Source organism: Enterococcus sp. DIV2402 (genome assembly GCF_017426705.2).
Taxonomy (GTDB): domain Bacteria; phylum Bacillota; class Bacilli; order Lactobacillales; family Enterococcaceae; genus Enterococcus_F; species Enterococcus_F lowellii.
Genome location: NZ_CP147251.1, coordinates 1,275,858 through 1,300,017, shown reverse-complemented (window position 1 = coordinate 1,300,017; position 24,160 = coordinate 1,275,858). Strand labels below are relative to the sequence as shown.

The window sequence follows — 24,160 nt, the reverse complement described above, 5'->3', positions numbered from 1 at the left end:
TCGCAAGCCCTCACTTCTGATACACCCATTCTCCATCCATCATAGTCGCAAGTATTTCCGTTTCTAAAATTTCTTCTTCTGAACAAGTAAGTAAATTTTGAGACAAAATACAAATATCTGCATGGTTTCCGATTGCTAACGTACCAATATCCGTGCGGCTCAAAGCTTTAGCAGCTCCTTGGGTATGCGCATATAGAGCATCTGCTACTGAGATGACTTCTGTTGGCATCAAACGTTCAGTCGGAACTCCTGATTTTTCCCGACGAGCCACTGCATAATAGATTGACTCTAACGGTGTAACATCTACTACAACTGGAGTATCTGTGCCAAATGCTAGCGTTGCTCCTTGGGTTAAGAAGGATTGAAAAGGAAACATTTCGCCCGCCCGTTTTGTACCGACCTCTTCTTCTAATGTCTCGTATCCGACTAATAAATGACTGGGTTGTACTGAGATGACCAATTGTTCTTGATTGACTAAAGCTAAATCAGTAGGATCCATCACTTCTAAATGTTCTAACGTATTGTATTTGCCTTGTGCCAATGGAAATTTTGCTAAGCTTTCTTGATAATACGTTAATGCTTGATGAATCGCTTCATCACCAATCGTATGAATTCTCATAGGCCATCCTTGTTGATTGGCTAATAAAATCAATTGGCGCATCCGTTCTGTCGCAATTAACGGACTGCCTACATCTCCTTCAAAATAAGGTGTTTCATATTCTTCTTTTAAAAAAGCAGTGTGCGTACTTGTGACACCGTCAAAAAATTGCTTCACACCACCCATTTGCACTTTAGGTGAGCAATATTTCGCTGCAATTTCAGTCAATTCCGTAATTTCAGAGCGCATGGCTGGATACAAAATGGCACGTGTTGTGGCTGCTTCTTCAATTTGTTGAAATAATTCTGGATACACCAAATCATCCCAGCTTTCACCAGTTAATGCGACATCTCCAATAGTCGTTATTCCCATTTGATTTAAGTGAGCCATATAAGCTAAATAGGTATCGGCTATTTTTTCTTTAAATATTTCTAATACTTCAGCAAGATAATTAATCGCTACTGCTTCCAAAAAGCAACCTGTTAATTCATTTTCTTCAAAAATTGCTTCCCCACTAATCCCTTGAGGAATTTTTTCTTTGGTAATTTGTAAAACTTCCATTGCTTTCGTATTCAACCAAATACTATGGGCATCGCCAGAAATAAGCATAACAGGAACATCAGAACAAACTGTATCAATTGAATTTTTGGTTGGATAGACGTTTTGCCCAAAATCACTACTAAACCAACCAATACCCAGTTTCCAGCCATGAGTTGTTGGGAGCGCCGGTACTTGTTGCGCAAATTCTTGTTCGGATATTCCTGATAATTGAATTAAATGCCCCGCATGAATTAACGCAGACAAATAAAAATGAACATGACAATCAATAAAACTTGGAATAATCATTTGTTCAGAATAATCAATAACCTCACCTTGAGGAATGTCTGCTAATGGACCTATTTTTTTAATTAAGCCTTTTTCTATTTGAATAAAACCTGCAAAAGTCGTTTTAGTAATCGTATCAAAAATATAATTTGAACGTAGAATTGTCATCTTATAACCCCAACTTCCATTCTAAGAAAAGATCATTGTAAATTTCGACTGCATCTCTTCCTAAATATTCATAATGTTCCATTTGTCCCATTGCCTCTGGTTGCGGATAAAAAGCAGCATTATCAGTTAATTCGTTTGGTAATAACGCTTTGGCTTTTTCATTTGGTGTTGCATAACCAACATATTCCGCATTCTGTTTGGCATTTTCTGGACGCAGCATAAAATTAATAAAAGCATATGCACCTTCTAAATTGCTGACAGTTTTAGGAATAGCGAAATTATCCGTCCAAATCGCTCCGCCATCTTCTGGAACAATATATTCTACAGCAGGATTTTCTGACATTACAAACGCTGCATCCCCTGAATAACCAATGCCGATGGGTGCATCATTGTTAATCATTAATGTTTTGATTTCATCAGTCAAAACCGCCTTAACATTTGGTCGCAAGGCTTCTAATTTTTTTACACCACGTTCAATTTTGTCTTTTTCTAATTCATTTAGAGATAATCCTTGTGCTTGTAATGCAATTCCTATTGATTCACGAGCACCATCTACCATTAAAATATCATTTTGATACGTTGGCTCCCATAAATCTGCCCATTTCTGAATAGCCTCGGCTTCAATCTCATCTGTATTCACCATAATTCCAATCGTTCCCCAAAAATAAGGCAATGAGTATTGGTTATTTTCATCAAAATTTTGATTCATTAAAAAGCTCGATAAATTTTCTATCCCTTTAATTTTACTGTGATCAATCGGTACTAACAAATCCCCTTCAATCATCTTAGGAATAATCGATTCACTTGGAAATACGACATCATAACGCGTTCCACCTTGTTTGATTTTCGTTTCCATCGCTTCATTTGAATCAAATGTATTGTAAATGACATGATAACCAGATTCTTTTTCAAATGCTTCTAGTAACTCGGGATCAATGTATTCCCCCCAGTTAAAGATAATGACTGTATTTTCACTCGCTTCGCTTACCGTCGCCGTTTCTTTTGCCAACCAAGTTTTACTAACAAATAAAATACTCAAAACGAGTAGGATGCCACCAAAAAATACTACCAATCGTTTCAACTCATCAATTCCTTCTTTCTACAAAAAATAGTTTTTCTTGAGTAGAATAGCTGATATTATGGAAAAATACAATTGGAAAAATTAAAAACCTTTAACAGCTCACGACTGCTAAAGGTTTTAATTAATTGATTCGGCGTTTTTTTGATTGAATACCTGCGAGATATAATAAAATGGAGAGGGCCAATAAAAATAACATCGATTGAATCATTGGCATTAAATTATAAGTCGTTTTCTCCCATAATTTAGGCATATCTTGAATCATATGAGTGGTTGGCAACAATTTAGCAACGCTTTGAATAGGTTTTGGTAATTGATTGGTTTGAATCCCCATCATGCCTGATAAAATCATAATTAAAAAATACGTAGACATCACAATCCCAAATGTTGTACTGAATTTTTTCATTAATAAAGAAATTCCGTACGCTGCTAAAAACAAACTAAAGCTCAACAAGCACACACCACTAACAAAAACCATTAACCCAAAAATGGTTGGCAAAGGAACGCTAAGAAACGGTGTCACTACAGCAATATAAATGGCTACTGAGATACTCGACATTATGGCTTGTGCTAAAAATTTTGCTTGCATTTGTTTTTTCTCTGAGTAACCAAATAACGCCATTCTTACAGTCACTTCTTTTTCAATTTCTTGAGAAAACAGCGCTGCAAAACCAATGTAAATAACTGCTAATGGCGAAATCAACAAGTTGGTCACAAATAATTGTGTACTAAATTGAGGCAGCTGACTTTCAGGGATTTGTTTATTAAAAATCGAATAAAACAGTAACGTCATCACAATCGGAAAGATGATCCCAAATAAAATAGAGAAAAAGTTGCCCAGTGAATTTAACAATTCATATTTTACATATCTTTTCATCGCATTTTCCCTCCAATCGCATTTAGAGTCAATAATTCTATGTCTTGATTACTACGTTTGAAGTTGATGCCTTTTTGGATTAAATGCTGGGCTAATTGCCATTCTTCTTCTTGATTGTCACAAGCAATGGCTACCGTATTTTCTGGTGCAATTAATTGTCGATACTGCGTTAACGCAATCGTTTCATTCTCATCAAAGGTAATCACTGCATGCCCACAATATTTTTGAAAGAGCGCTCGATGAGAATCGTAAGCAACCACTTTTCCTTCATGTAAGATAATTAATTTATTGGTTAATTGTTCCAGCTCTTGGTAATAGTGCGTTACAAATAAAATAGCAGCATTTTTATGTTCATACCATTGTAAGATTTTTTGGATTAAAGCGCGACGTGTTTCAAAATCCAGACCTGTCGTTACTTCATCAAAAAAGGTGATAGGTGCATCTTGCATTAGAACTAAAATTAAGGTAAATCGCTGCTTTTGTCCACCAGATAAATCTTTAAATTTCTTTTTTAAATTCTCTTCAAAAGCAAAAAATGTAACAAGTTCTTGTAGTTTCGTATTTTGTTTATATGATGTATTTAAAATCGCTTCTAAAATTACCTTACAACTAACCGTATCTACATAATGATTAAACTGCATATGCACAGCCATGTCTTCAGGGCGCACTTCTGAAAGAATTTTCCCCTCATATTTAATCAATCCTAAACAAGCTTTAATAAGTGTCGTTTTTCCAGCGCCGTTTGAACCAATAATCCCGACACGATCAGTTGCTTGAATTTCAATTGAACGTTCAATATCTAATGCAACGGTTTTACCGTAAGCCACTTTTAATCGTTCAATGGTTATCATTTTCATCCCTCCAGTTTAAAGTAACCTGTACGCCATCAACTGTATTTTTAATCGTCCACGTCATTTCCAGTAAATGCACAAATTTATCAACTAAATATAATCCTAAACCAGTTCCTGCTTCCTCTTCTTTCGTATCTCGAATAAAGGGTTCGTGAATATGCTGAATAAGTTGCTCGGAAATTTTGGCAGTTTCGCTAATAATCGTCAATTCTTGTGATGTCAAGCGAATCTTAATTCGCTGATTACGTGGCGTGTATTTCACCGCATTTTGAATCAAATTATCAAGCACTGATACAAATAATGCTTCTTCTGTTTCAATAAAAACCGGCATCAGTTCCCACTCAATCGTTAGCTCTCGTTGTTGGGCTTTTTCTTGATACATTTGCCAAATCCCTTGTAATATACCATCAACAGCAATCACTTTAGTTGCTTCTCTTGAATGTTCTTCAAATAAAAACATTAATTGTTGGACAATTTGTTGCATTTTTTGAATTTCTTTTTTTACTTCAGGCAAATAAGTTGCGGTTGCTTGATATTTTCCTACACGATGAATCATGCTTTCAACTAGTAATAACGATGACGCAATAGGTGTTTTTAATTGATGAGAGGCATTAGTAAGTAACAACTGTTGCTTGTGATTAATCGCTGCCAATTCTTGATTTTGACGATGTACTTCTTTTAACTGCTTTTGTAATTCCAGATGCATTTGATTCAACGCTTTTTCTAAGACTTCTAATTCATCACCTTTATTGGGCTGATGAAATACAGGCGCTTGCTCTTTGTCACGAATTCTGGCTTGCTGAGCGAGTAATTCGATAGGATAAGCTAATTTTCGGCTAAACCATCGCGCAATCAGCAAAGACATCACCAACAAAACAGCAACAATCATTGGCGTACTTTGTAAAACAATGGGAAAGAGTTCATTTAATTTAGGCGTCATCGCCGAAGCAAACGTCACGTAAATATCCTGATTAACTTCTTTAAAAGCGACATAACTTGCATAGCTATTAGCATTTTGTTCGACAGTCCCCGCAAAAATTAAAATATCATCTGCGGTAGTATACACTTCTTGATTTTCTGAATCTTCCAGCATTTCAAAAGGATAGGTTTGGACATTGTTTATTTCAATAAGTTCTTGTTGAATCGGGGTAGATAGGTTTTTGATTAGCTTTTCAACAGGTTCAAAATCTTGTTCATTCCAACTAAGTGTAAATTCTTTTTCAGGATCCTTCACCTGAAACGATGTGCGTAATTTATGATAAAGTTCTTTTATTTCTGGAGCTTTCAACACAACATCCATGGTCGCATTTGTTGTAGATAATTGAATGGTTTCACCGGTATGAGGCAACTTTAGACTCATCAGCAAAAAATTTTCTGATAATTGATAGTCATCGGAAAACAGCTTTCCTTCGATAAAACGACGTTGCACTTCTTCGGTTGTTTGCAAATACCGATCTGTTTTGTAACGAGCATAGAGTCCTGGTAACATCCATAGAAAATAACCAATAATCAAGCTCCCTAATAATAATGTTGTAAATGCCGTATAAATCATTGTCTTTTGAGTAATTGTTAAGCTAATTTTCTTCATAACAATACCCCATTCCAATTACAGTTCGAATCACTTCAACAGGCAATTTTTTGCGCAAATTTTTAATATGCGCATCAATCACACGATCATTCACCATAAAATCATCTGGTGCAATAATTTCTAGCAAATGATTTCTTGTATACACTCTCTTTGGATGTTGGTACATCGCTTCAAAAATTAAAAACTCCGTGACTGTAAGTTGCAACGATTGCTGATTATAATACACTTGAAAATTTTCTTGACGCACTTCCAAACCATTCGTTAATTCCGGTTTATTCCTGGTTCTACGTAAAACGGCTTCAATTCTTTTCAATAAAACAAGTGGTGAAAATGGTTTGATGATATAGTCATCAGCCAGACGATTAAATGCTTCAAGCTGATTGCTTTCATCCCCTAAAGCCGTCAACATGATGGTTGCACATTGCGGTTGTGTTTGAGTAATAACTTCCAATACTTCTAAACCTGATACAAAAGGAACCATAATATCTAGAATCGCTACATCATACTTTTTTTGTGTTAATGTCACTAGAGCTTCCTGCCCATCAACAGCTAAATCGACTTCATAATCTTGCAACAACAAATATTCACATACAACTTCGCGAATGACACGATCGTCTTCTAAATATAAAATATGAGCCATTCCGTTGCCTCCTCTATCTTTAGTAAACACTATGGATATGAATTTCATATGAATGCAAAAAATCATGCACCCCATTGGTACATGATAGTTATCTTTTTTGGCGCATGGATTGAATATGCTTCAAGCTAGAATCTTGTTTGAAACGCTGATATTCCTCTGATTCCATTGGATAAATCGCCATTTTTTCTTCATGATTAAAATGAACACCCCAGCCATATTGCTTTACTAAGGGAGATGCTCGAAAACAAGGCTGTCCTTTTGAAAAAAATTCTTCTTTGGAAATGCCTTTGTGGAAAGCAGTTGTGGTATATAAGACTTCATCAGACGTGAGTTGATAGGGTTGATTAATCAACAACTCATATTGCTTTCGAGCAATCGTTTTTTGTTTTCTTTCTGGAGGGATACCGGCTGTTGTGATGGGACTATTTTGAGGAATTTCAATAAAGGTATCTCTATAATTTGTGGTATGAACTTTCATCGAAAACATCCTTTCTCACTTTTTTCTACTATAACAAAATTTTGTGCAAACAAAAAGAGCTGAAGAAAACCTTCAACTCTTTTTCTGGATTAAAAGACTGGAACGACTGCTCCTTGGTATGTTTCATTGATATAATCTTTTATTTTGTCTGATTGTAATGCAGCAAGCAATGCTTTGATTGTTTCACTGTCTTCATTACCAGCTTTCACAGCAATAATGTTGGCATATGTTTGTGCTGCTTCAGAATCTTTATCTTCTTTTTGTAACGCATCATTTTCAACGTTAAATCCTGCTTCTAATGCATAGTTGGCATTAATAACCGCTACATCCACATCTTGAACAGCACGAGCAATTTGTGAAGCATCTAATTCAACAATTTCCAAATTTTTTGGATTTTCAACAATATCTTTTGATGTTGTTGTAATATCAGCACCTTCTTTTAATTTGATTAAACCAGCTGCTTCAAGTAATAATAAGGCACGAGCGCCATTTGTTGCATCATTAGGGATAGAAACTTTGCCACCTTCTGAAATGTCTTCTAACGAGTTCGCTTTACCTGGATAAATTCCAAGTGGTTCAAAATGAATGCTTCCAGCAGAAACTAAGTCTGTTCCATGTTCTTCATTGAAATTTTCTAAATATGGTGTATGTTGGAAGAAATTAGCATCCAAGTCGCCATCGTTTAAAGCTGTATTTGGTAAAACATAATCATCAAAAATTTGAACATTTAATTCGATTCCTTCTGCTGCTAAATCATCTTTAACTTGTTCTAAAATTTCAGCATGTGGTGTTGAGCTGGCACCTACTGTTAATGGTGTTTTCTCTTCTGTACTCGCTGAAGCACTAGAATCCTCTGTTTGATTGCCGCTGCCATTTGAGCAAGCTGCTAATCCTAAAAATGTTGCACCTAAAATTCCTAATCCGACTACCTTTTTTAAACTTTTCATATTTTATCTCCCCTTTAATTTCTTTATTATATTTAAACCGTAAAACGGTGTGTTCCTTTAGATAACAAAAAAGTCCTTTCATCAGTAAAACTGACAAAAGGACGAATAAATCGCGGTACCACCTTCGTTTGGAAGTAACTACTTCCCTCAATCTATCTCCTAAAAAACAAGAAATAGTGTTCAAGATAACGATTGAACCTTCCGAAATCACCTACATATCGATGATTTATCCTCAGAGACCATCTTCATTTTCTACCTCTTAGTTCTTTTCACCAACCAGAACCTCTCTACAAAGACTTCGAAAACTACTCTTCTCTTCAATGGATGTATATGTTATTGAATCATAATTTACAATAGAATCCGATGTTTGTCAATCATTAAATAACTTTTAGGACATTTCTTCAAACAGCACCACTTTATTGCGTTCTTGTTTTGCTTTATATAATACGCTATCTGCTTGCAGAAACAAGTCCGACATTCCTTTTGTTGAAGTCGATTCTGCCAAACCAAAACTCGCTGTAATCGTTAACTCTGGATGTTCTGGTATCGTAATTTTTTGAATCTGCTTTTGTAATTCCAGACAAATTTCATACGCTTCTTGTAATGTATTCTCTTGAAACAACAAACAAAATTCATCCCCACCAAAACGATACACAACAGGTTCATGCGAATACTGATTAAGTACCGTCGCAAAAGATTTCAAACATTCATCCCCAATATAATGACCATAATGATCGTTAATTTTTTTAAAATGGTCAATATCAGCAATTGTCAAAACATAACGTGACGGGACAAGCTGTTCATTTAATCGAGTTAAATCAGTATTAAATGCCAATCGATTAAAAATACCAGTTAATTCATCAATATACAGCTGTTGCTCCAGTTCATAACGTTCTAATTCTAAATTGATACTAGCAATATTTTTCTTTTCTAAGTAATACATTCCTATTGTAAAAATTAGTGTAAACATAACTAACAAAGCAAAAATCAACACAATTCCCAACAAACGTAATGGTGACTCAAAAATAGTATTTTGAGAAGGATTCCACGGAATAAGAAATTCTGCACTTAGAAACAAGAAAATGCTTAATATACCCGTTCGCATCGTCAAACGAGGAACTGCATAGATCCCTGTAATAACGATAGGTAGAATGTATAAGGTATAAACGGGAGAAGAAATATTATGAATCGTCGTAATGACAAAACTAATTAACACAAACATAATAGAGACACTATATAACCGTTGCATATGTGAGAGCTTCTGATTCTTCCTCAATATATTTCCCGTTATTAATAAGAGGATATTACTAATCATAGGAATGATTAAATATTTCAAAACATACATAGTCGTTGTAGCTGTTGACAATTGTTGTTTTAACACAATAATACTTACAATAATTTCAATACAAATTGCTGCTAAAACAAAAGCTACCGCTATTTTATAATGAAAACCTAACCACTCCGCATTAATTCGTTCATATTCTTTTTCCAGTTCAACTATTCGGGTAGTCGCAAATTGATTTTTATTTTCTTCGCGTTTCCCCATAGATTATCCCATCCTTTCTCCATTCACAAATTGTGTATGTGCTATCCTTATTTTAAAACATCTATAAATTATAACATAGCGTAAAGGTAAGATTTATAATTAAATTGTTTAAAATAAAAAGCTCCTTAACAAATTAAGACACTAGAATAACGTCTTCTAGTGTCTTAATTGACTAAACTATCGACAAGTTCAGGAAATAACCATTTTTGATAATAGCGGTCGTATAAACTAAAATCTGGGTGTTTGGGGTTATCGCCACCTGGATCCCACCAAATGTAGGGAACATCTAATGTCCGACTTTTCTCTACGAAATATTGCGTCCAGGCCAGTCTATCATCTAAATTATTTTTATGACTCGCTCCAAACTCTGTTATTACAACAGGGATACCTTTATTAATAAATAGTTGGTTAATATCTGAAAAAAATGTATCGATTAATTTCGTATCTTTAGAATTTTCAGGGTCAAACGTTGTTCCTTTTTGATCTGTCTGCGTAAAATAGTCCGGTATATAAGAATGAATTGAAACCATTAAATGTTTTCCTGAAGGCAACTCAAATGCATTCAAAGCTGCTGTTTCGAAACGTGCGGCATAGGTAGGTAATAATAAATAACGTTCCCTATTGTAGCCCTCCAATTGGCGAATAGTTTCCACAAAGCCTTCATTTAATTGATTAACAATTTTTTGCGACTCATAAGGACCAGTTGCCCACTCATCTCCTGTTCCAATTAAACGAGGTTCATTCATGCTCTCAAATAAAAGATGCGTGTCATATTCTGCAAAATGATTGCCAAGTTGCGTCCATAATAGTTTCACTTTTTTGATTGCTGATGTTAAATGCGCTTCATCGGGTGTGTACCAGTCATCATGGTGTGCGTTTAAAATCACATAAAATCCTTCATCTAAACTCATATCAATAATTTCAGTGACCCGATTTAACCACTCTTGATCAATCATAAAATTATCATCGACATGCTCTTGCCAAGTCACAGGAATACGAATTGTTTGAAAGCCTGCTTTGCGAATATCTTGAATTATTTCAGGATTTGTTGGAGGGTTTTTCCAATACGTCTCGTAATCAGTTGGACTATCTGTTTGAAAATTCAGGTTGTGTGTATCTAAACTATTCCCTAAATTCCAACCTGCTTGCAATTTTTCTGAGAAACGTATTTCTTCACTCTTTAACTGCAAATTACACCCTCCTAGAATTAACAAGCCTAGATACAAGAGAAAATAGATTTGTTTATTTAGTATGAGTATCTTCATCTGCGCCACCTAATATATCATTAACTAATAAACTAGTATTATTGACTTGTTGTTTCTCATCAACTTGTTTACTTATATGCGCTTTTTGAGCCCATTGTGTAACTAATTGGAGTTTCTTTGAATCACTTGTTAGTTCATCAATATTTACAATTTGGTATAATTTATTTTTATTATTTAACTGTTTAATGTATTTACATTTAAAGTTCACGCCATCAGATACGACACATTCAATTTCATCATCTACATTTACAGTGTCTGTCACAAGATATTCGAAATTAAAATTAATAATGGTAACAAATCCCCCTGAAACTAGAGGAAGTTGTTCATTCATATCAATACGAGCAGATTTACGACTAAAATAAACAACTGGTTGCATGCGACGCACAATATTTAAGCGTAAATCATCAAACGTACTATGCGATGATTGTAAATTTTTTGGTAGGGTATGCACTCTATCATAAAGTATTTGCATATAATCGGCTTTACTATCTAGATAATCAACAATTTGAAAAGCATATTTCCATCCGCCTCTAAATTCATCGATATGAACAATTTTACCTTCTACTTCAGCCTGATAATAATCGGTTGTGATAGTTAGCTTTATCAATTTTTTATGATCCATAAAGATAGGATTTTCCATAAATAATGAAACACCACCTTCTGAAATATCCAATGTACGACAGTGAATTTCTTCCTCATGAATTGGTTTTAAAACGACTGCTTCTGAAATAGCCACACGTTCACTTTTACGATGAAATTTTCTACCTAAAACAAAAAAGCTTGCCATAACTAAGTTAAATATATTGATTAAGAGCCAAAATAAAACCACGATTGGACCAATAGAACCACTTCTTAAAATCATAAAGATAATATTCGCAATTCCAATCACAGATAAAATAATAAACAATAAAAAGGGGAGTACATACAATAAGTTATTCTGCTGTTCTGTATTCACACCATCTTTTCTTGTTACTTTAAATTTTTTCAACGAAATACCTAAAAATTCCTCTATAACGGGGAATAACAAAAATGGAAACATCGCTGTCTCATAAATATTTGTCCACTTCGTTGTTCTAATATTGCGACTCATCATTCGTAACGTAACTGTGCTTGAGATATACATAGGTAACCAGAAAATTAAAATATGCAATAAATCAGTTTTAATAACCATATAACCAAATGTTGCAAACATAATAGGAGACATAATATAAATTAATCGTTTTATTGGCGCATACCAATACCAAATTGACGCCCAATAGTTTGCTTTTTGAGATAAAGAGAAATTTTTTGTCAAAAAAATATGCATTTTGCGTCCTGTTTGAATACATCCACGTGCCCAACGAATCCGTTGCTGAATCAAACTTGGAAAATCGGTTGGTGATAACCCACTGGCTAACTCTTCATTCATAGCATAACAACGATAATTTTTCTTTTGGAGTAACATTCCTGTAGCAAAATCTTCCGTAATAGCTTTTTCATAAAAACCGCCAATATCATTCAAAGCTTCACGACTGAGTAAAGTATTCGAACCGCCATAGATAACACTGTTTGATCTATTACGTGATACTTGTACATCTTTATAGAAATAATCTTGTTCATTTGGAATACGATTTTCAGAAAACAAGAAGTATTGGAATAGATCTGGGTTATAAAATGTTTGTGGCGATTGAACAAACCCCATTTTGATTTGATCCTTTTCTTCTTTTCCTTCATTTTTAATCCAGGCATCTACAAAATAGGGAACTAAGCGCATTAATAATATTCGGCGTGGAATCATATCTGCATCCATTGTTAAAATTAACGGGGAGTTACTTTTACTCATCGCATGGTTCAAGTTTCCAGCCTTTGCACCTTTATTGTCAGAACGATCTAAGTACTGAATCCCCATAGATTCAGCTAACTTTTTGGCTTCAAGTCGATGACCATCATCACATAAATAAATGTGAATTTTTGTTCTATCAGGATATTCTAAGTGTTTACAACCATTAATCGTTTTATAAAGTAAATCCATTGGTTCTGTATACGTAGCAATAAAAATATCTACATCTGGAAACAATTCTAACGGCACATCTGGGACTTGTGGGCTTTCTATCTTATACATATTGTAGTAATGAACCATCGATTCCAATGCTCCTAAAAATTCTACAATAACTAAAGACACGCCAATGATAATAGATACCACCCCAAACTCCAAAGGTAACGTGTAGCGAATCCGCCAATACAAATAAATGATATTTAAGATAACAGTGAGTAATACCCATAATTGATTACGATAAATTTTAATCTTTGACTCTTTAGGGTAAATCGAAGAATACAATTTACTTGTTTCTTTAGGTATAGACTTCATATTCTCATTTCCTTTCAATTTCCTCTCCATTGCTTTGGAAATGCAACGTTTGTTTGTTTGTAAAATAAATAGTTGATGCTAACTCTTTTAGTGCATTTTGTACTTCTAAGTCATTGCTAGAGGCTGTAGTTACAGCTATTTTTGGTTTAATTTGCTCTATAAAAGATTCTGATGATAAATTAGCACGCCCATGATGTGCAACTAGATATAAATCTATGGTAGGCCAATTAACTTGCATCAACTCTTGCAATCTTTTTGATTCACTATCACCGACAAATAGCATATTTGTTTGTTGATATGTAACTAAAGTAGCAAGCGAGTAATTATTATCTTTTTTGTAATGTCTCTCTAAAGGCGGGTATACTGTCAATTTTATAGATCCTAAAGCAAAATTACGTGTCCTCGAAGGATAGGTTACAGACACTTCCAAAGCTGTCAGTTCGTTAGTTATTTTTTCCAAGTTTTCGTGCTCTTTACCATAATAAGGCATAATTACATGAACAACAGAAAAATCTTGTAAGATATTTAACACACCACCAACATGATCTTTATCTGGATGCGTTAAAATTAAGTAATCAATCGTTTTGATTTGTTCGTCTTTTAATAATTTTTTTAACGCTTGGTAGTCTTGTTGTTCTCCTGTATCAATTAAAATCGTATTTGCGCCTTGTGTCAGCAAAGTAGCATTTGCATCTTTAACTGTGGAAAGAAAATAGACATCTAGTGGTCGTTCATTGTCTTTCGCTGTATTATAATGGCGAACTAGAAAAAAAGCTCCTGCCAACACAGCAATAAAAATTATAAAACGAAAGATGATAAAACTTCTTTCTAAAAAATCATTTTTAATTACTCTCACCTCCATTTACTTGTAAAAATTATAAAAGGAATCTTGGATAGATGTACTTTGTGTTGCTACTACTACCGCATCAAACTCTTCATTTTCTATTAATTTCTCAATTGTTTTGGATGTTTCATTTTCAGTCACTATAACTTCAACTTCTTTATTCATTAAAGCTAAATATTTAGCAATGGATAAAAAATAATTATCTGTTAATAAGACTATTTTTCCACCTGTCTCTATTTGATTGTTTATTAGCTTTAAATGCCTTAATTCAGATCCAAAATAGATAGTTGAAGCATTGAAATATGTGGTATCTTTTCTTGCGTATTCTACAGGATTAATAACAGTTTGATAGTAATCTCCTTGACGAGTTACATTTTTTGATACGTCTTTATAGGTCAGATTAACAGGAAAGTTGGGTACAAATAATTCTAAATCATCCACAGTTGTAAAAAAAATTCCAGTAGAACGTAATTGATCACCTACCATTTTTTTAGAATAAACATCCTTGCGATAGTTAGAGGATAAAGCATATTTTTTATCATAATTAAATATTGAGTTCTTCTTTTGTAGTTCATCCATAATTTGAATCGTTGCTTGAAAAGCAGCAACATCTGTCCAAATACTATGTGTTTTATAATAATATTCCTGATAGGTGTCTCGTTCTTCAGGAACTGTTTTACGTAAATCAAGTGTATTGATTTGTCTATAAGATAATTCTAAAAATAATTCATCTAAATTTTGTAAAGCAACATCATTTGTAGGATAACCAGGTCTTATTTTACTTACTCCATGTATATACTTTCCGGAGCTTCCTACATAAAGAAAAGTAGTGTCATTCAAAGTTTTCGTCATCTTTTCTAATTGTTTTGCATATTTTTTTATATTAGGATTACTTTCTGCAAAGTAATTTGCTTGTTGAAGATAGCCGTCTTCTGTTTTCGTTATATAAAAATCACGTGCTTCCGCTTTTCCTTGAGCTCGTAACAATAAAGAATACACATCACGCAATTGCCTTTTGTAAGGCAGTTGATCAATCAAAATTTTTTCAATCTCCTGTTGTGAAGTAGTTGAAAGTATTTGTGGTGTCTCTCTTAGCTTATCAAAGGATGCTTGTATCTCTATTATTCCTACTATTGATGTAAAGCTGGAGAAGATAATGATTAGCAAGAGATTTAACATATTTTGTTTCTTCATGATAACTGATTATCTCCTCTCTTTAAGCAAATACTTGATTAACTTGAAATCCTAGCAACATGAACAATAAGCACAGAATATAAAGTAATAGAATGCCTATCGTATTGCCTAATTTTAGCAATCCTACTGATGTAATCTTTATTTTTTCTTTAACCAGAGGATGAATAAACATGATGTAACAAGATAGAATAATAGGTATCCATAATTCTCTAATAAATGCCATAACTCGAGCATCGTAAAACCCATTATTATTTAAACCAAATAAATCACTAAAAAATTGACCAGTGTGGTAGAGTGATTGACTTCTCAAAAAAATAAAACCCAAAAATACTGTCAACGTTGTATAAACTCTTCGTAAAATGATATAAGAGTTATTCTCAGAAAAATAAAAGAAATACTCTACTATTAAAATAGCAAAGTTAAACGCTCCCCATAAAATAAATTGCCAACCAAAACCATACCATAAACCAATTAATAACCAAATAACAAATAAATTAATGATAACTTGATCACGATTTTTCTTCAGATTAACTAAACTGAAAAAATATTTTCTAAACCAACGAATTAAGGTGATATTCCAACGTTTCCAAAAATCTGTTAAAGAAGTCGCAATAAATGGATTATCAAAGTTTTCTGGTAAAGAAAAACCAAACATTTTCGCCAGTCCGATAGCCATATCCGCGTATCCAGATAAAAGGAAGTAATAATAGATGCCATTTACAAACAATGCTAACCACGCCATTGTGACTGAGGATTGTATGACGGTATTATCAAGAGAGGATTGCACAAACGCATAGTTTAAAAAATAGGCAAATTGATCGGCTATCAATACTTTTTTTGACAAACCAATAACAAATCGACGAATCCCTTCTACAAATATGCTTATCTCATAGTTGCGCATTAGAAATTGATTTTTCATTATTGAAAAATCAATTAATGGCCCATAGGCTATTTTGGGAAAAAATGCTATATACAGCGCAATCATAAAAATATTCTTTTCCGCCGTTGTCTCCTTAAGAAACACTTCCATGCAATAACCTATCCCTTGTAAAACTACCCATGAAATGCCTAAAGGTAACATCCAATGATTAAATAATTGATTCGTAATTTCTGACCATTGATTAAGAACACGACAACTTACAAGAATGAACAGATTACCGCCTATTCCGATATACAACGCACTTCTTACATATTTATTTCTCTTCATTTGTCTTTCTAAAAAAAGGCCTCCTAGCCAATTCCAAATAATACAACTAACTAAAATAACACTAGCAAAAAAATTGGTTGTTCCTACATAATAAAATAATAAACTAGCTAAAAGTAGCAATCCATTTTGAATTTTCAAAAAGCGAGCTACGCTATAATATATTACTAATGTTAACGGTAAAAAGAGAGTGATAAAAGAAATCGTTTCAAATCGCATGCTTCAGTCCTCCTATTTCCTTGATGCTTTAAATGCTGGTAAAGCAAAACCAAGGACAGCAACTAATAATAGTAATGGCATATAATACGTTATTCCTGTATCCATTTTTGTATCTTTTTCTAATATATTTAAATACGGTCCTATAGAGGTCGCATGTTTTAAAATAGCTGTTTTTAAACGATACATTTCCACACGATATTCTATGGCATTTCGTACGAATTCATCGTTCTCACCAAAATTGTCTAAACTCAATTTATTTTCAGTCGTATATATATGCCCCCAACGTGTCCATTCTCTATCAATAGCATCACCTAAATGGGCTGTAATCATATCCACAGTATTCAAAACATTTTCATCTGAAAAAGCGCCTCTTCGTAATTCAGCATAACGTTTTTGTAGAAGCTTAATAAAATGCTTATCCTTAATTAAGCGATCAAACCATGGACTTACTTGAAATGAAGTCACTTTGTACTCTAATGGTTCATGAAGATAATTATCCATCGTGCCATCAAAATCCCAAACCGGACCCATTTTTAGTTTTTGACCTTTATCTTTGTACATATAGGTCGAATTTAATCCAGAATCATAACTTGCAAAGAACTCATTAACTAAGAAATAATCAACAAAAGAAGCGACATCAATATAACGTGAATAAGTGGCAAAAATATCTGGATCATTTGAATAAATAACCTGCTCAATTTTACTTAAATCTTCTGTTACAAAATCAATTTCTTTTTGCGTCACATTTTTCTTACTTGGATAAATCAGACCTAAATAATTAGCACTTAATTTTTTTCTAGTTGCCCATGTATCCAAAATAACTTCATCTTCAGCAATACGATCTCTTCTAGCAATATAGGAAGGAAATGAATCAGCATTTTTAGCCGGTTCAATAGCTACTCTATCGTTTCCCTGACGCACATTTTCCATTAACAGATGTACTCCTTCATAGTAATAGCGCCCATGTTCATGATAAATTACTTCTGTATAAACAGATTCCGGTGTATAAGGCATAATTTTATCCGTCAGACGTAGTGCTAAATAATTACGCATCATACTTTTATCCATTAACGATCCATTGAGTATCCATTCTTGATCTGAACCCATTCCAAAAAAATCTAGATAACGTTCTTGACCTGATTCAGTTACTAATTTGATTAGATATTGCGCTTTTTCATAAAGCATCGAGCTATTTCCTCGACGTTTTATTTGAATTAAACTCTCTACTTCAGCTCTATCTGTAATATGATTTTCTTTTCCTGTATCAATAATTTTAAATGTTCCTGATCGATAAGGCGTTACTTCAGGAATAGGTACAAAGACACCATCTTTTTCTTGCTTCATGCTGATTGGTGGTTTTTCATTTCCTGTATCAATGACAATAATAGGAAGATTAGTTGAAAAACTTTCGTCTACTTCCCACTGCTTATTAATTCCTTGCAGCGGATTCTTTTTTAAAGGCGCTTCTTCCAATGGTTGTTCATATATACTGTTCATTTTTTTAGATTGAGGTATTTGAGTGAGTAATGAAACAAAAATAACTATTACAAGTAATACTACAATAGTAATCATTGTTTTTTTACGATTATATTTCATCTCTTCACAACCTATCGACTCATTTCATCATTTTGGCTAACAATACTTACAGTCTTAATACCAGTAATATTACTTAAATATGCAGATGTAGAAGATACTTTCTTATCCGCATTTTGTAATTGCTTTTCTGATAATTCATAAATATATTCCAATGAACCATTACTGATATTTTTCACACGATAACGAACTTTTCCTAAAAATAATTGCTCCATTTCCTGTTCAACTAAATTTTCAGAACTACTATCACCACGTAAAATTAATAAATAACGTTCATTGCTTTTAACTGCTCCAAATAAAATTAAAAATAAAAAAATCACTCCTGAACCAATCGACACAATGACATATTCTTGTACACCACAACAAATTCCTGCAGCAATTGCCCAGAAAATATATGCAGTGTCTCGAGAATCCTTAATTGCTGTTCTAAAACGAACAATCGATAACGCTCCGACCATACCTAAAGATAGCGCAATATTATTTCCAATTACATTCATGACTAAAGTTGTAATCAGTGTCAACATAACTAAAGACACATTAAATTTCGTACTATACATTCCACCTGCATGTGAAATTCGGTAAGATAAATAAATAACTACTCCTAAAATTCCTGCAATAAAAAAATTCAATACAATATCCTGAATAGTCAATGCTCCTTGATTTGATTTTAATAATTCTAACAAAACGTCTCTCATAATTGTTCTCCCCTACATTAATTTATTCAGTTGTGTGACTAATAAAACGCGACATTACATACTTACTATATGATTGTGAAGATTTATCAATACTATCCAATAGTTCACGTATATGTGACAATAAAAAATGATTATATTTTATTTCTAGTGTCACATCATCTGGAAAACCTACTGGATAAAAAGTATCCGATTCGCCAAATAAATCAAAACTACTTTCACTAGCTACTAATTTTTGATCAAAAGTCACTCGTGTATCGTTTACATCCATCATAAAAGCATAACGATTATATTGAACAATTACTTGAGGCCTATATAGTTCAGTTGTCATCTTATAATATAGATTTTGTGCCAGTGAATGATTAATTTCTTGTAGAACCGTATAATCACACGCAATTAATCGAATCGCTTCTTTTTTTGCAATTGTTAAAGAACGCTTTTGTTGCCAGTCGCCATTTTTTTCTTTTATTTCTAGTTTTACCAATTGATCTTGCGGAGAGTAAACACGTAGACGTATTTTTTGTCGTTCTTCAATTCCTTCTAATTTTTCTTCTAAGTCATCGTGATATAAACTATCAAAATAAAGAGATCGTACAAGATAGCCATCTACGCCATTGTGACTATCTTGGGGTAATATTTGCGATAAATATTGTTGTGTAAGTAATGCAGTTTCTAAGGAAATACGATATTTTATTTCACGCCTCGTAACATCTAACATTTGTTTCATAAAATTTCTCCTTTATTTCAAAAACATACTATTTGTCGATTTTTTAACTAAAATTTAAACTTCATAAAAATTACATTTACAAAAATTTTATATCCTTATTAATTATACGATATAAATAGATGGATGACGCTATTTTTATTTTCTTATTTATCCTAAAACCATCTGAATCTGTCTATGTCTTTTTGCTAATCTTGTCTGATAAAATTACCATCGCCATTTGTTTATCGAGATACTAGGTGTTAATTCATATTAAGTCAATAAATTCTTTTACTTTTATCAAACAAAAAACGAAACTCTCAAAAGAATTTCGTTTGTCTTTATTATTTTTTAGTTAAAATCATTATTGCCATACTAATTAAAATCATTCCCATGAAAGCAGGCATTGTATGACTAATTATCGCGTACCCTTGACCACCAATCACTGGACCGATGACTCGTGCAAGAGCTTGAATACTCTGTGCGCCACCTTGCACGCGACCTTGTTCATTAGCAGCCACCGATTTAGATAGCAATCCATTAAAGGCGGGACCGAAAATAGCATCACCAATCCCAAATAAAGTCATCCCTATAATGAAAATAGGTACCACAGAAAAAATGGCCGATAACGCAATCAATCCATAACCAATTGTTTCGCTAATCATACCTACTGTCGCAATTTGTTTGTCAGATAATTTCGTTAACATTCTTGGCATAATAAACGCCTGTGAAAAAATATCCAAAATTCCTAAAATTGAAAAAAGAAATCCAATAAATGTTGGTTGCCAAGCAAATGTATCGATTGAAAATTGAGAAAAAATTGCTTGTAATGAACCATTGGGAACCCATATGAAAAAGCCCGTAAGTAAAAGCCATTTTACAGCTTTCTGTGTCAATAAATGTACTAACTCTCGCAAAGGATTCATCTGTTGGATCGAAATACTTGTTAAACGTTGCGACTTATCTAACGTTTCAGGCATAAAAAAATACCCATAAATAGCATTTAGTAACGTAATAACTGCTCCTGCATACATTGGAATATGGTTCCCAAATGTTGCTAAAAAACCTCCCAGACTTGGACCAATAGCTGTACCAACACCGACTAACGCACTAATCCAGCCAAAATATTTGGTGCGTTCACTAACTGGTGTAATATCTGAAAAATAAGCAAAGATAGCTGAAATTTCACCACCAGTAATCCCTTCAATCAAGCGTCCGATAAATAAAAGCATTATCGAACCACCTAAGCCAAAAATAAAATAACCAAATGCAGACCCTAATAAACTCAAAATCATAACTGGACGACGACCATAACGATCACTTAACTTTCCTAATAAAGGTGCTGCTAAAAAAACGGCCAGAGCATACATTGCCATCAGTAATGTGACTACTGTTGCTTGGCTATGTGCATTCGTGGTGTACGTCTCGACGATAAATGGTAGCACGGGACTAACAATCGTCAAACCTAACCCTGTAAGAAAAACGGAAATAAAACCAAATGTTAAAGCATGTTTATTAATAGTTGAATTCATGTAATCACTCCTTATTGTTTCTTGGTCAATAAAAATAACTTTAAGCCATTTTTGTTTCCTAGTCAACAATAAAGAAATAAAAAAATATCACTCTTCTGTGATATTTTTTAAATGATAGCGATAACGTCCAATAAAGCGAAATACAGTATCAAATTCATCATCCGTCATATGTTGAAAAACAGTTTTATCTCTTTCAAGAAATGTTTGATGCAATTCCTGATGTATTTGATTAATTTCTTGTCCGGCTTTGGTTAATCGAAAATAAATCTCTTTTTTATTTTCAGCTTGTTGGTAGCTTTCAATTAATTCTTGTTTGATTAATTTTTTTGCTAATTTGCTAATAGCTCCACGGGTCATATAGCTAGCAGCTGCTAGTTTCGTCACATTTGCATAAGGAATGAGTGCAATATGTTCAATCATTTCAATTTCACTTAATGTATAATCACTTAAAGCTTTTTCCAATACTGGTTTATTTAACCACGTAATTTCATGACATAAGTCCATTAATTCACTAACTAATTGTTGTCGTCGATCCATGCAATCCCTTCTTTCCAACCAAGCATAGCAAGATTTCCAAATGATTGCAAATTCCTTCCTATTTATGCGCAACTACACGTAATCGGCGATAGTCAGCAATCCAATCACTCTCTTGCCATAATTTTTCATGAGCAGTTTCAACAAAATCAGTGAGAATCTGCTCTTGTTCTACTTCTGAGAACACAGCTAATTCCGTTTCAAAAAATTGTTTTCCCCAAATTGCTAATCCCTGTTCGCCTCCTGATAGAACTGTTGGACGATCGTAATCAACTATAGCATCAATGATAAAGCCTTGATTTTCTAATAATTTTGCAAAATCAGCTATTTTTGGAAAAGTAAATTTTGATTGATACGCACAATTTCGTTTTTCTAAAGCTAATTGAAAACTTTCTTCGATTACTTGAATGTTTCCATAAGCACCAAACTCACAAATCAATTGCCCTTCTGGTACTAACGCTTGATAGATCGATGATAAAAGTTGTTGATGATTATTGATCCAATGAAATACTGCATTTGAAAAAATAACCTCCCATTCATTTTCAAATGGAAGTTGTAACGCATCCATGACTTGAAATACCACTTCTGGGTAACGTTTTTTTGCTTGTGCAATCATAGATGCCGAACCATCTACACCAAGAACATTGCCATAGTTTGTCAGCTGTTTAGTTAATGTCCCGGTTCCACATCCTAAATCAAGAATTCGTTGTTCTTGATTTAATGGAATAAGTTCTAATAAACCTTTACCATATTCCGCAACAAAATCATGATGTGTGTCATAAATCAGTGCATTCCATTTCATCTAATCCCCTCCAACTAAAAAATTAGACTAACTATATCATATTACGTTTAGAATTGTAAAAAAACTACCCTTCCACAAAAGAGTAGTTTCATACGGGTCTAATCCCAAGAAGGAATGACTGCCCCACGATATTTGTCTAAAATAAATTGTTTCACTTCTTCCGTTTGATAATATTCTAAAAATTCTCGGAAAATTTCTTCGTCCGCATCTTCTTTACGTGTTACTAGATAGTTCGCTTGCTTTAAGTCTTCTGAATTTTCTACAAAAAGAGCAGAATCATCTGGGAAATAACCAGCATCAATCGCATAATTTGAATTGACCACTGCAAAATCTAAATCTTTTAATCGTAATAAAAGTTGTGCTGCATCAACTAAAATAAATTCTAACTCATAGGGATTTTCTTTGACATCATTTACTGTTACTTCTTGACCTACCCCTTCTGGTAAAGTAATCAATCCCGCATCTTGCAAGACTAACAACGCACGACCTTCTTGGGTTGCTGAATTTGGAAGCCCCACTTTCGCACCTTTTTTAACTTCGTCCAATGAAGTCAATGAATCTGAATATACAGCCATCGGTAAAGTAATGGTGGGCGATAACGGTTCTAGTTCAAACCCTTCTGTCTGAACTATTTCTGTTAAATATGGTTTTGTTTGGAATAAATTCGCATCTAAATCACCGTCAGCCAACGCACGATTGGGTGCAACAAAATCATCAAACACTTTCACTTCAATTTCAAAGCCATCTTTGCTCGCCGTTTCTTGCACATGTTTAATAATTTCTTCATGCGGACCACTTGTCACACCAATTGTCAACGGTTGCTCAATTGCACTACTTTCTTTTTTACCACACGCTCCCAATAAAAATAATGCGCTTAATCCTAATCCTAAAAGTACTTGTTTCTTCATTTTATCTCCCCCTTATAATGTTTGTTCCAATAAAAAAAGCCCTCACTTAAACAACAGTTTAAGCAAGGACGTATTCCAATACGTGTTACCACCTAGATTTCAGAAAAACGTCGCCATTTTTCCCTTATACAGTACAGGAAACTTTTCCGATACCATTGCATGTTTAACGGGTGCATCCGTCACGACTTAATGTTTCCACTCGGCCATGCCACTTAGAATAATTCTTATTAAAGACCATTTTCCATTGTTCACACATTACCCGCTTTCAGCATTTACGAGCTCTCTTTAAATGGTTCCGAATGTACTTATCTCCATGAGTGTTTAATGAGATTAAATTAGAGTAATCTCATCTTATCAAAGCAACGCTTCACTGTCAACATTTTAGAATATTCCCATGAAACTTACAGGTATAAATTTCTTTTGCTTTTTATAAAAAAAGCTGCACCCTTCATCAAGGGTGCAGTTAGTATTTCAGGTCTATTCTTCTTCAGCCATGAAATTAAGTTCATTTATATTAGTTGAAGATAGTTGATATTTAAATGATTTTTGAATAGAGTTAATCACTTTATTGATGATAATTCTTATTGATTGGTTTTCTGGTCGTATTCAAGTTGCGTGGCGTGCTTTTGGTAAGAAATCATAAGACCTGGTTAAACAAATTTTTGTTTTATAATGTTTTACAGAGGAATAAAACGTGTGGAATCAGTATTTAATGATTCATATAATT

Annotated in this window: 21 protein-coding genes and 1 other annotated feature; all 21 genes read right to left on the bottom strand. The window is 33.6% G+C overall.

The features are described 5' to 3' along the window. Window positions 1-10: 10 nt before the first annotated feature. The 21 genes from DOK78_RS06330 to DOK78_RS06230 all read right to left on the bottom strand — a co-directional run bounded on the left by DOK78_RS06330 (window position 11) and on the right by DOK78_RS06230 (window position 23,433). A complete protein-coding gene (locus DOK78_RS06330; protein ID WP_207941207.1) occupies window positions 11-1,591 on the bottom strand; it encodes an amidohydrolase in 1,581 nt (526 codons plus the stop codon). Window position 1,592: 1 nt separating this feature from the next. Next, window positions 1,593-2,624: an ABC transporter substrate-binding protein gene (locus DOK78_RS06325; protein ID WP_422389692.1), complete on the bottom strand. Its 1,032-nt coding sequence runs from the start codon at window positions 2,622-2,624 to the stop codon at window positions 1,593-1,595. A 169-nt stretch (window positions 2,625-2,793) separates the two neighbouring features. Then, window positions 2,794-3,546, bottom strand: a complete 753-nt coding sequence (locus tag DOK78_RS06320) for an ABC transporter permease (RefSeq protein WP_207941209.1) — start codon at window positions 3,544-3,546, stop codon at window positions 2,794-2,796. Further along, window positions 3,543-4,397 carry an ABC transporter ATP-binding protein gene (locus DOK78_RS06315; RefSeq protein WP_207941210.1) on the bottom strand — a complete coding sequence of 285 codons (855 nt, stop codon included), beginning with the start codon at window positions 4,395-4,397 and terminating at the stop codon, window positions 3,543-3,545. The genes DOK78_RS06320 and DOK78_RS06315 overlap by 4 nt, the downstream gene beginning before the upstream one ends. Beyond that, window positions 4,384-5,985 (bottom strand): HAMP domain-containing sensor histidine kinase, encoded by a 1,602-nt coding sequence (locus DOK78_RS06310; RefSeq protein WP_207941211.1) that lies wholly within the window; start codon window positions 5,983-5,985, stop codon window positions 4,384-4,386. Before DOK78_RS06310 ends, DOK78_RS06315 begins: the two co-directional genes overlap by 14 nt. After that, window positions 5,972-6,625: a response regulator transcription factor gene (locus DOK78_RS06305; RefSeq protein ID WP_207941213.1), complete on the bottom strand. Its 654-nt coding sequence runs from the start codon at window positions 6,623-6,625 to the stop codon at window positions 5,972-5,974. Before DOK78_RS06305 ends, DOK78_RS06310 begins: the two co-directional genes overlap by 14 nt. Before the next feature lie 88 nt (window positions 6,626-6,713). Next, on the bottom strand, window positions 6,714-7,103 hold the full coding sequence (locus DOK78_RS06300; RefSeq protein ID WP_207941215.1) for a DUF6157 family protein: 390 nt from the start codon (window positions 7,101-7,103) through the stop codon (window positions 6,714-6,716). A gap of 89 nt (window positions 7,104-7,192) precedes the next feature. Then, window positions 7,193-8,050 carry a MetQ/NlpA family ABC transporter substrate-binding protein gene (locus DOK78_RS06295; protein WP_207941217.1) on the bottom strand — a complete coding sequence of 286 codons (858 nt, stop codon included), beginning with the start codon at window positions 8,048-8,050 and terminating at the stop codon, window positions 7,193-7,195. A 94-nt stretch (window positions 8,051-8,144) separates the two neighbouring features. Next, window positions 8,145-8,380, bottom strand: a binding site (T-box leader). A 58-nt stretch (window positions 8,381-8,438) separates the two neighbouring features. Then, the gene (locus DOK78_RS06290) at window positions 8,439-9,596 is read right to left on the bottom strand and encodes a GGDEF domain-containing protein (protein WP_207941219.1); all 1,158 of its coding nucleotides are present in this window, start codon (window positions 9,594-9,596) and stop codon (window positions 8,439-8,441) included. Window positions 9,597-9,760: 164 nt separating this feature from the next. Further along, window positions 9,761-10,786: a glycoside hydrolase family 5 protein gene (locus tag DOK78_RS06285; RefSeq protein WP_243430523.1), complete on the bottom strand. Its 1,026-nt coding sequence runs from the start codon at window positions 10,784-10,786 to the stop codon at window positions 9,761-9,763. Between the two features lie 52 nt (window positions 10,787-10,838). Continuing rightward, window positions 10,839-13,208 (bottom strand): glycosyltransferase family 2 protein, encoded by a 2,370-nt coding sequence (locus DOK78_RS06280; protein WP_207941222.1) that lies wholly within the window; start codon window positions 13,206-13,208, stop codon window positions 10,839-10,841. 4 nt (window positions 13,209-13,212) lie between these two features. Beyond that, the gene (locus DOK78_RS06275; protein ID WP_207941223.1) at window positions 13,213-14,064 is read right to left on the bottom strand and encodes an MBL fold metallo-hydrolase; all 852 of its coding nucleotides are present in this window, start codon (window positions 14,062-14,064) and stop codon (window positions 13,213-13,215) included. A gap of 6 nt (window positions 14,065-14,070) precedes the next feature. Further along, a complete protein-coding gene (locus DOK78_RS06270; protein ID WP_207941224.1) occupies window positions 14,071-15,246 on the bottom strand; it encodes an alginate O-acetyltransferase AlgX-related protein in 1,176 nt (391 codons plus the stop codon). Between the two features lie 22 nt (window positions 15,247-15,268). Next, complete coding sequence (locus DOK78_RS06265) at window positions 15,269-16,669, bottom strand: MBOAT family O-acyltransferase (protein ID WP_207941225.1); 1,401 nt, start codon at window positions 16,667-16,669, stop codon at window positions 15,269-15,271. Between the two features lie 12 nt (window positions 16,670-16,681). After that, window positions 16,682-18,265 carry a CotH kinase family protein gene (locus DOK78_RS06260; RefSeq protein WP_207941226.1) on the bottom strand — a complete coding sequence of 528 codons (1,584 nt, stop codon included), beginning with the start codon at window positions 18,263-18,265 and terminating at the stop codon, window positions 16,682-16,684. Between the two features lie 11 nt (window positions 18,266-18,276). After that, window positions 18,277-18,957: a DUF4956 domain-containing protein gene (locus DOK78_RS06255; protein ID WP_207941227.1), complete on the bottom strand. Its 681-nt coding sequence runs from the start codon at window positions 18,955-18,957 to the stop codon at window positions 18,277-18,279. Window positions 18,958-18,979: 22 nt separating this feature from the next. Further along, a complete protein-coding gene (locus tag DOK78_RS06250; RefSeq protein ID WP_207941228.1) occupies window positions 18,980-19,681 on the bottom strand; it encodes a polyphosphate polymerase domain-containing protein in 702 nt (233 codons plus the stop codon). Window positions 19,682-20,001: 320 nt separating this feature from the next. Then, window positions 20,002-21,189, bottom strand: a complete 1,188-nt coding sequence (locus DOK78_RS06245; protein WP_207941229.1) for an MFS transporter — start codon at window positions 21,187-21,189, stop codon at window positions 20,002-20,004. Between the two features lie 87 nt (window positions 21,190-21,276). Further along, on the bottom strand, window positions 21,277-21,726 hold the full coding sequence (locus DOK78_RS06240; RefSeq protein ID WP_207941230.1) for a MarR family winged helix-turn-helix transcriptional regulator: 450 nt from the start codon (window positions 21,724-21,726) through the stop codon (window positions 21,277-21,279). 58 nt (window positions 21,727-21,784) lie between these two features. Next, complete coding sequence (locus DOK78_RS06235; RefSeq protein ID WP_207941231.1) at window positions 21,785-22,525, bottom strand: class I SAM-dependent methyltransferase; 741 nt, start codon at window positions 22,523-22,525, stop codon at window positions 21,785-21,787. Between the two features lie 98 nt (window positions 22,526-22,623). Further along, window positions 22,624-23,433, bottom strand: coding sequence for a MetQ/NlpA family ABC transporter substrate-binding protein (locus DOK78_RS06230; protein ID WP_207941232.1), 810 nt, complete (start codon window positions 23,431-23,433; stop codon window positions 22,624-22,626). Window positions 23,434-24,160: the final 727 nt, after the last annotated feature.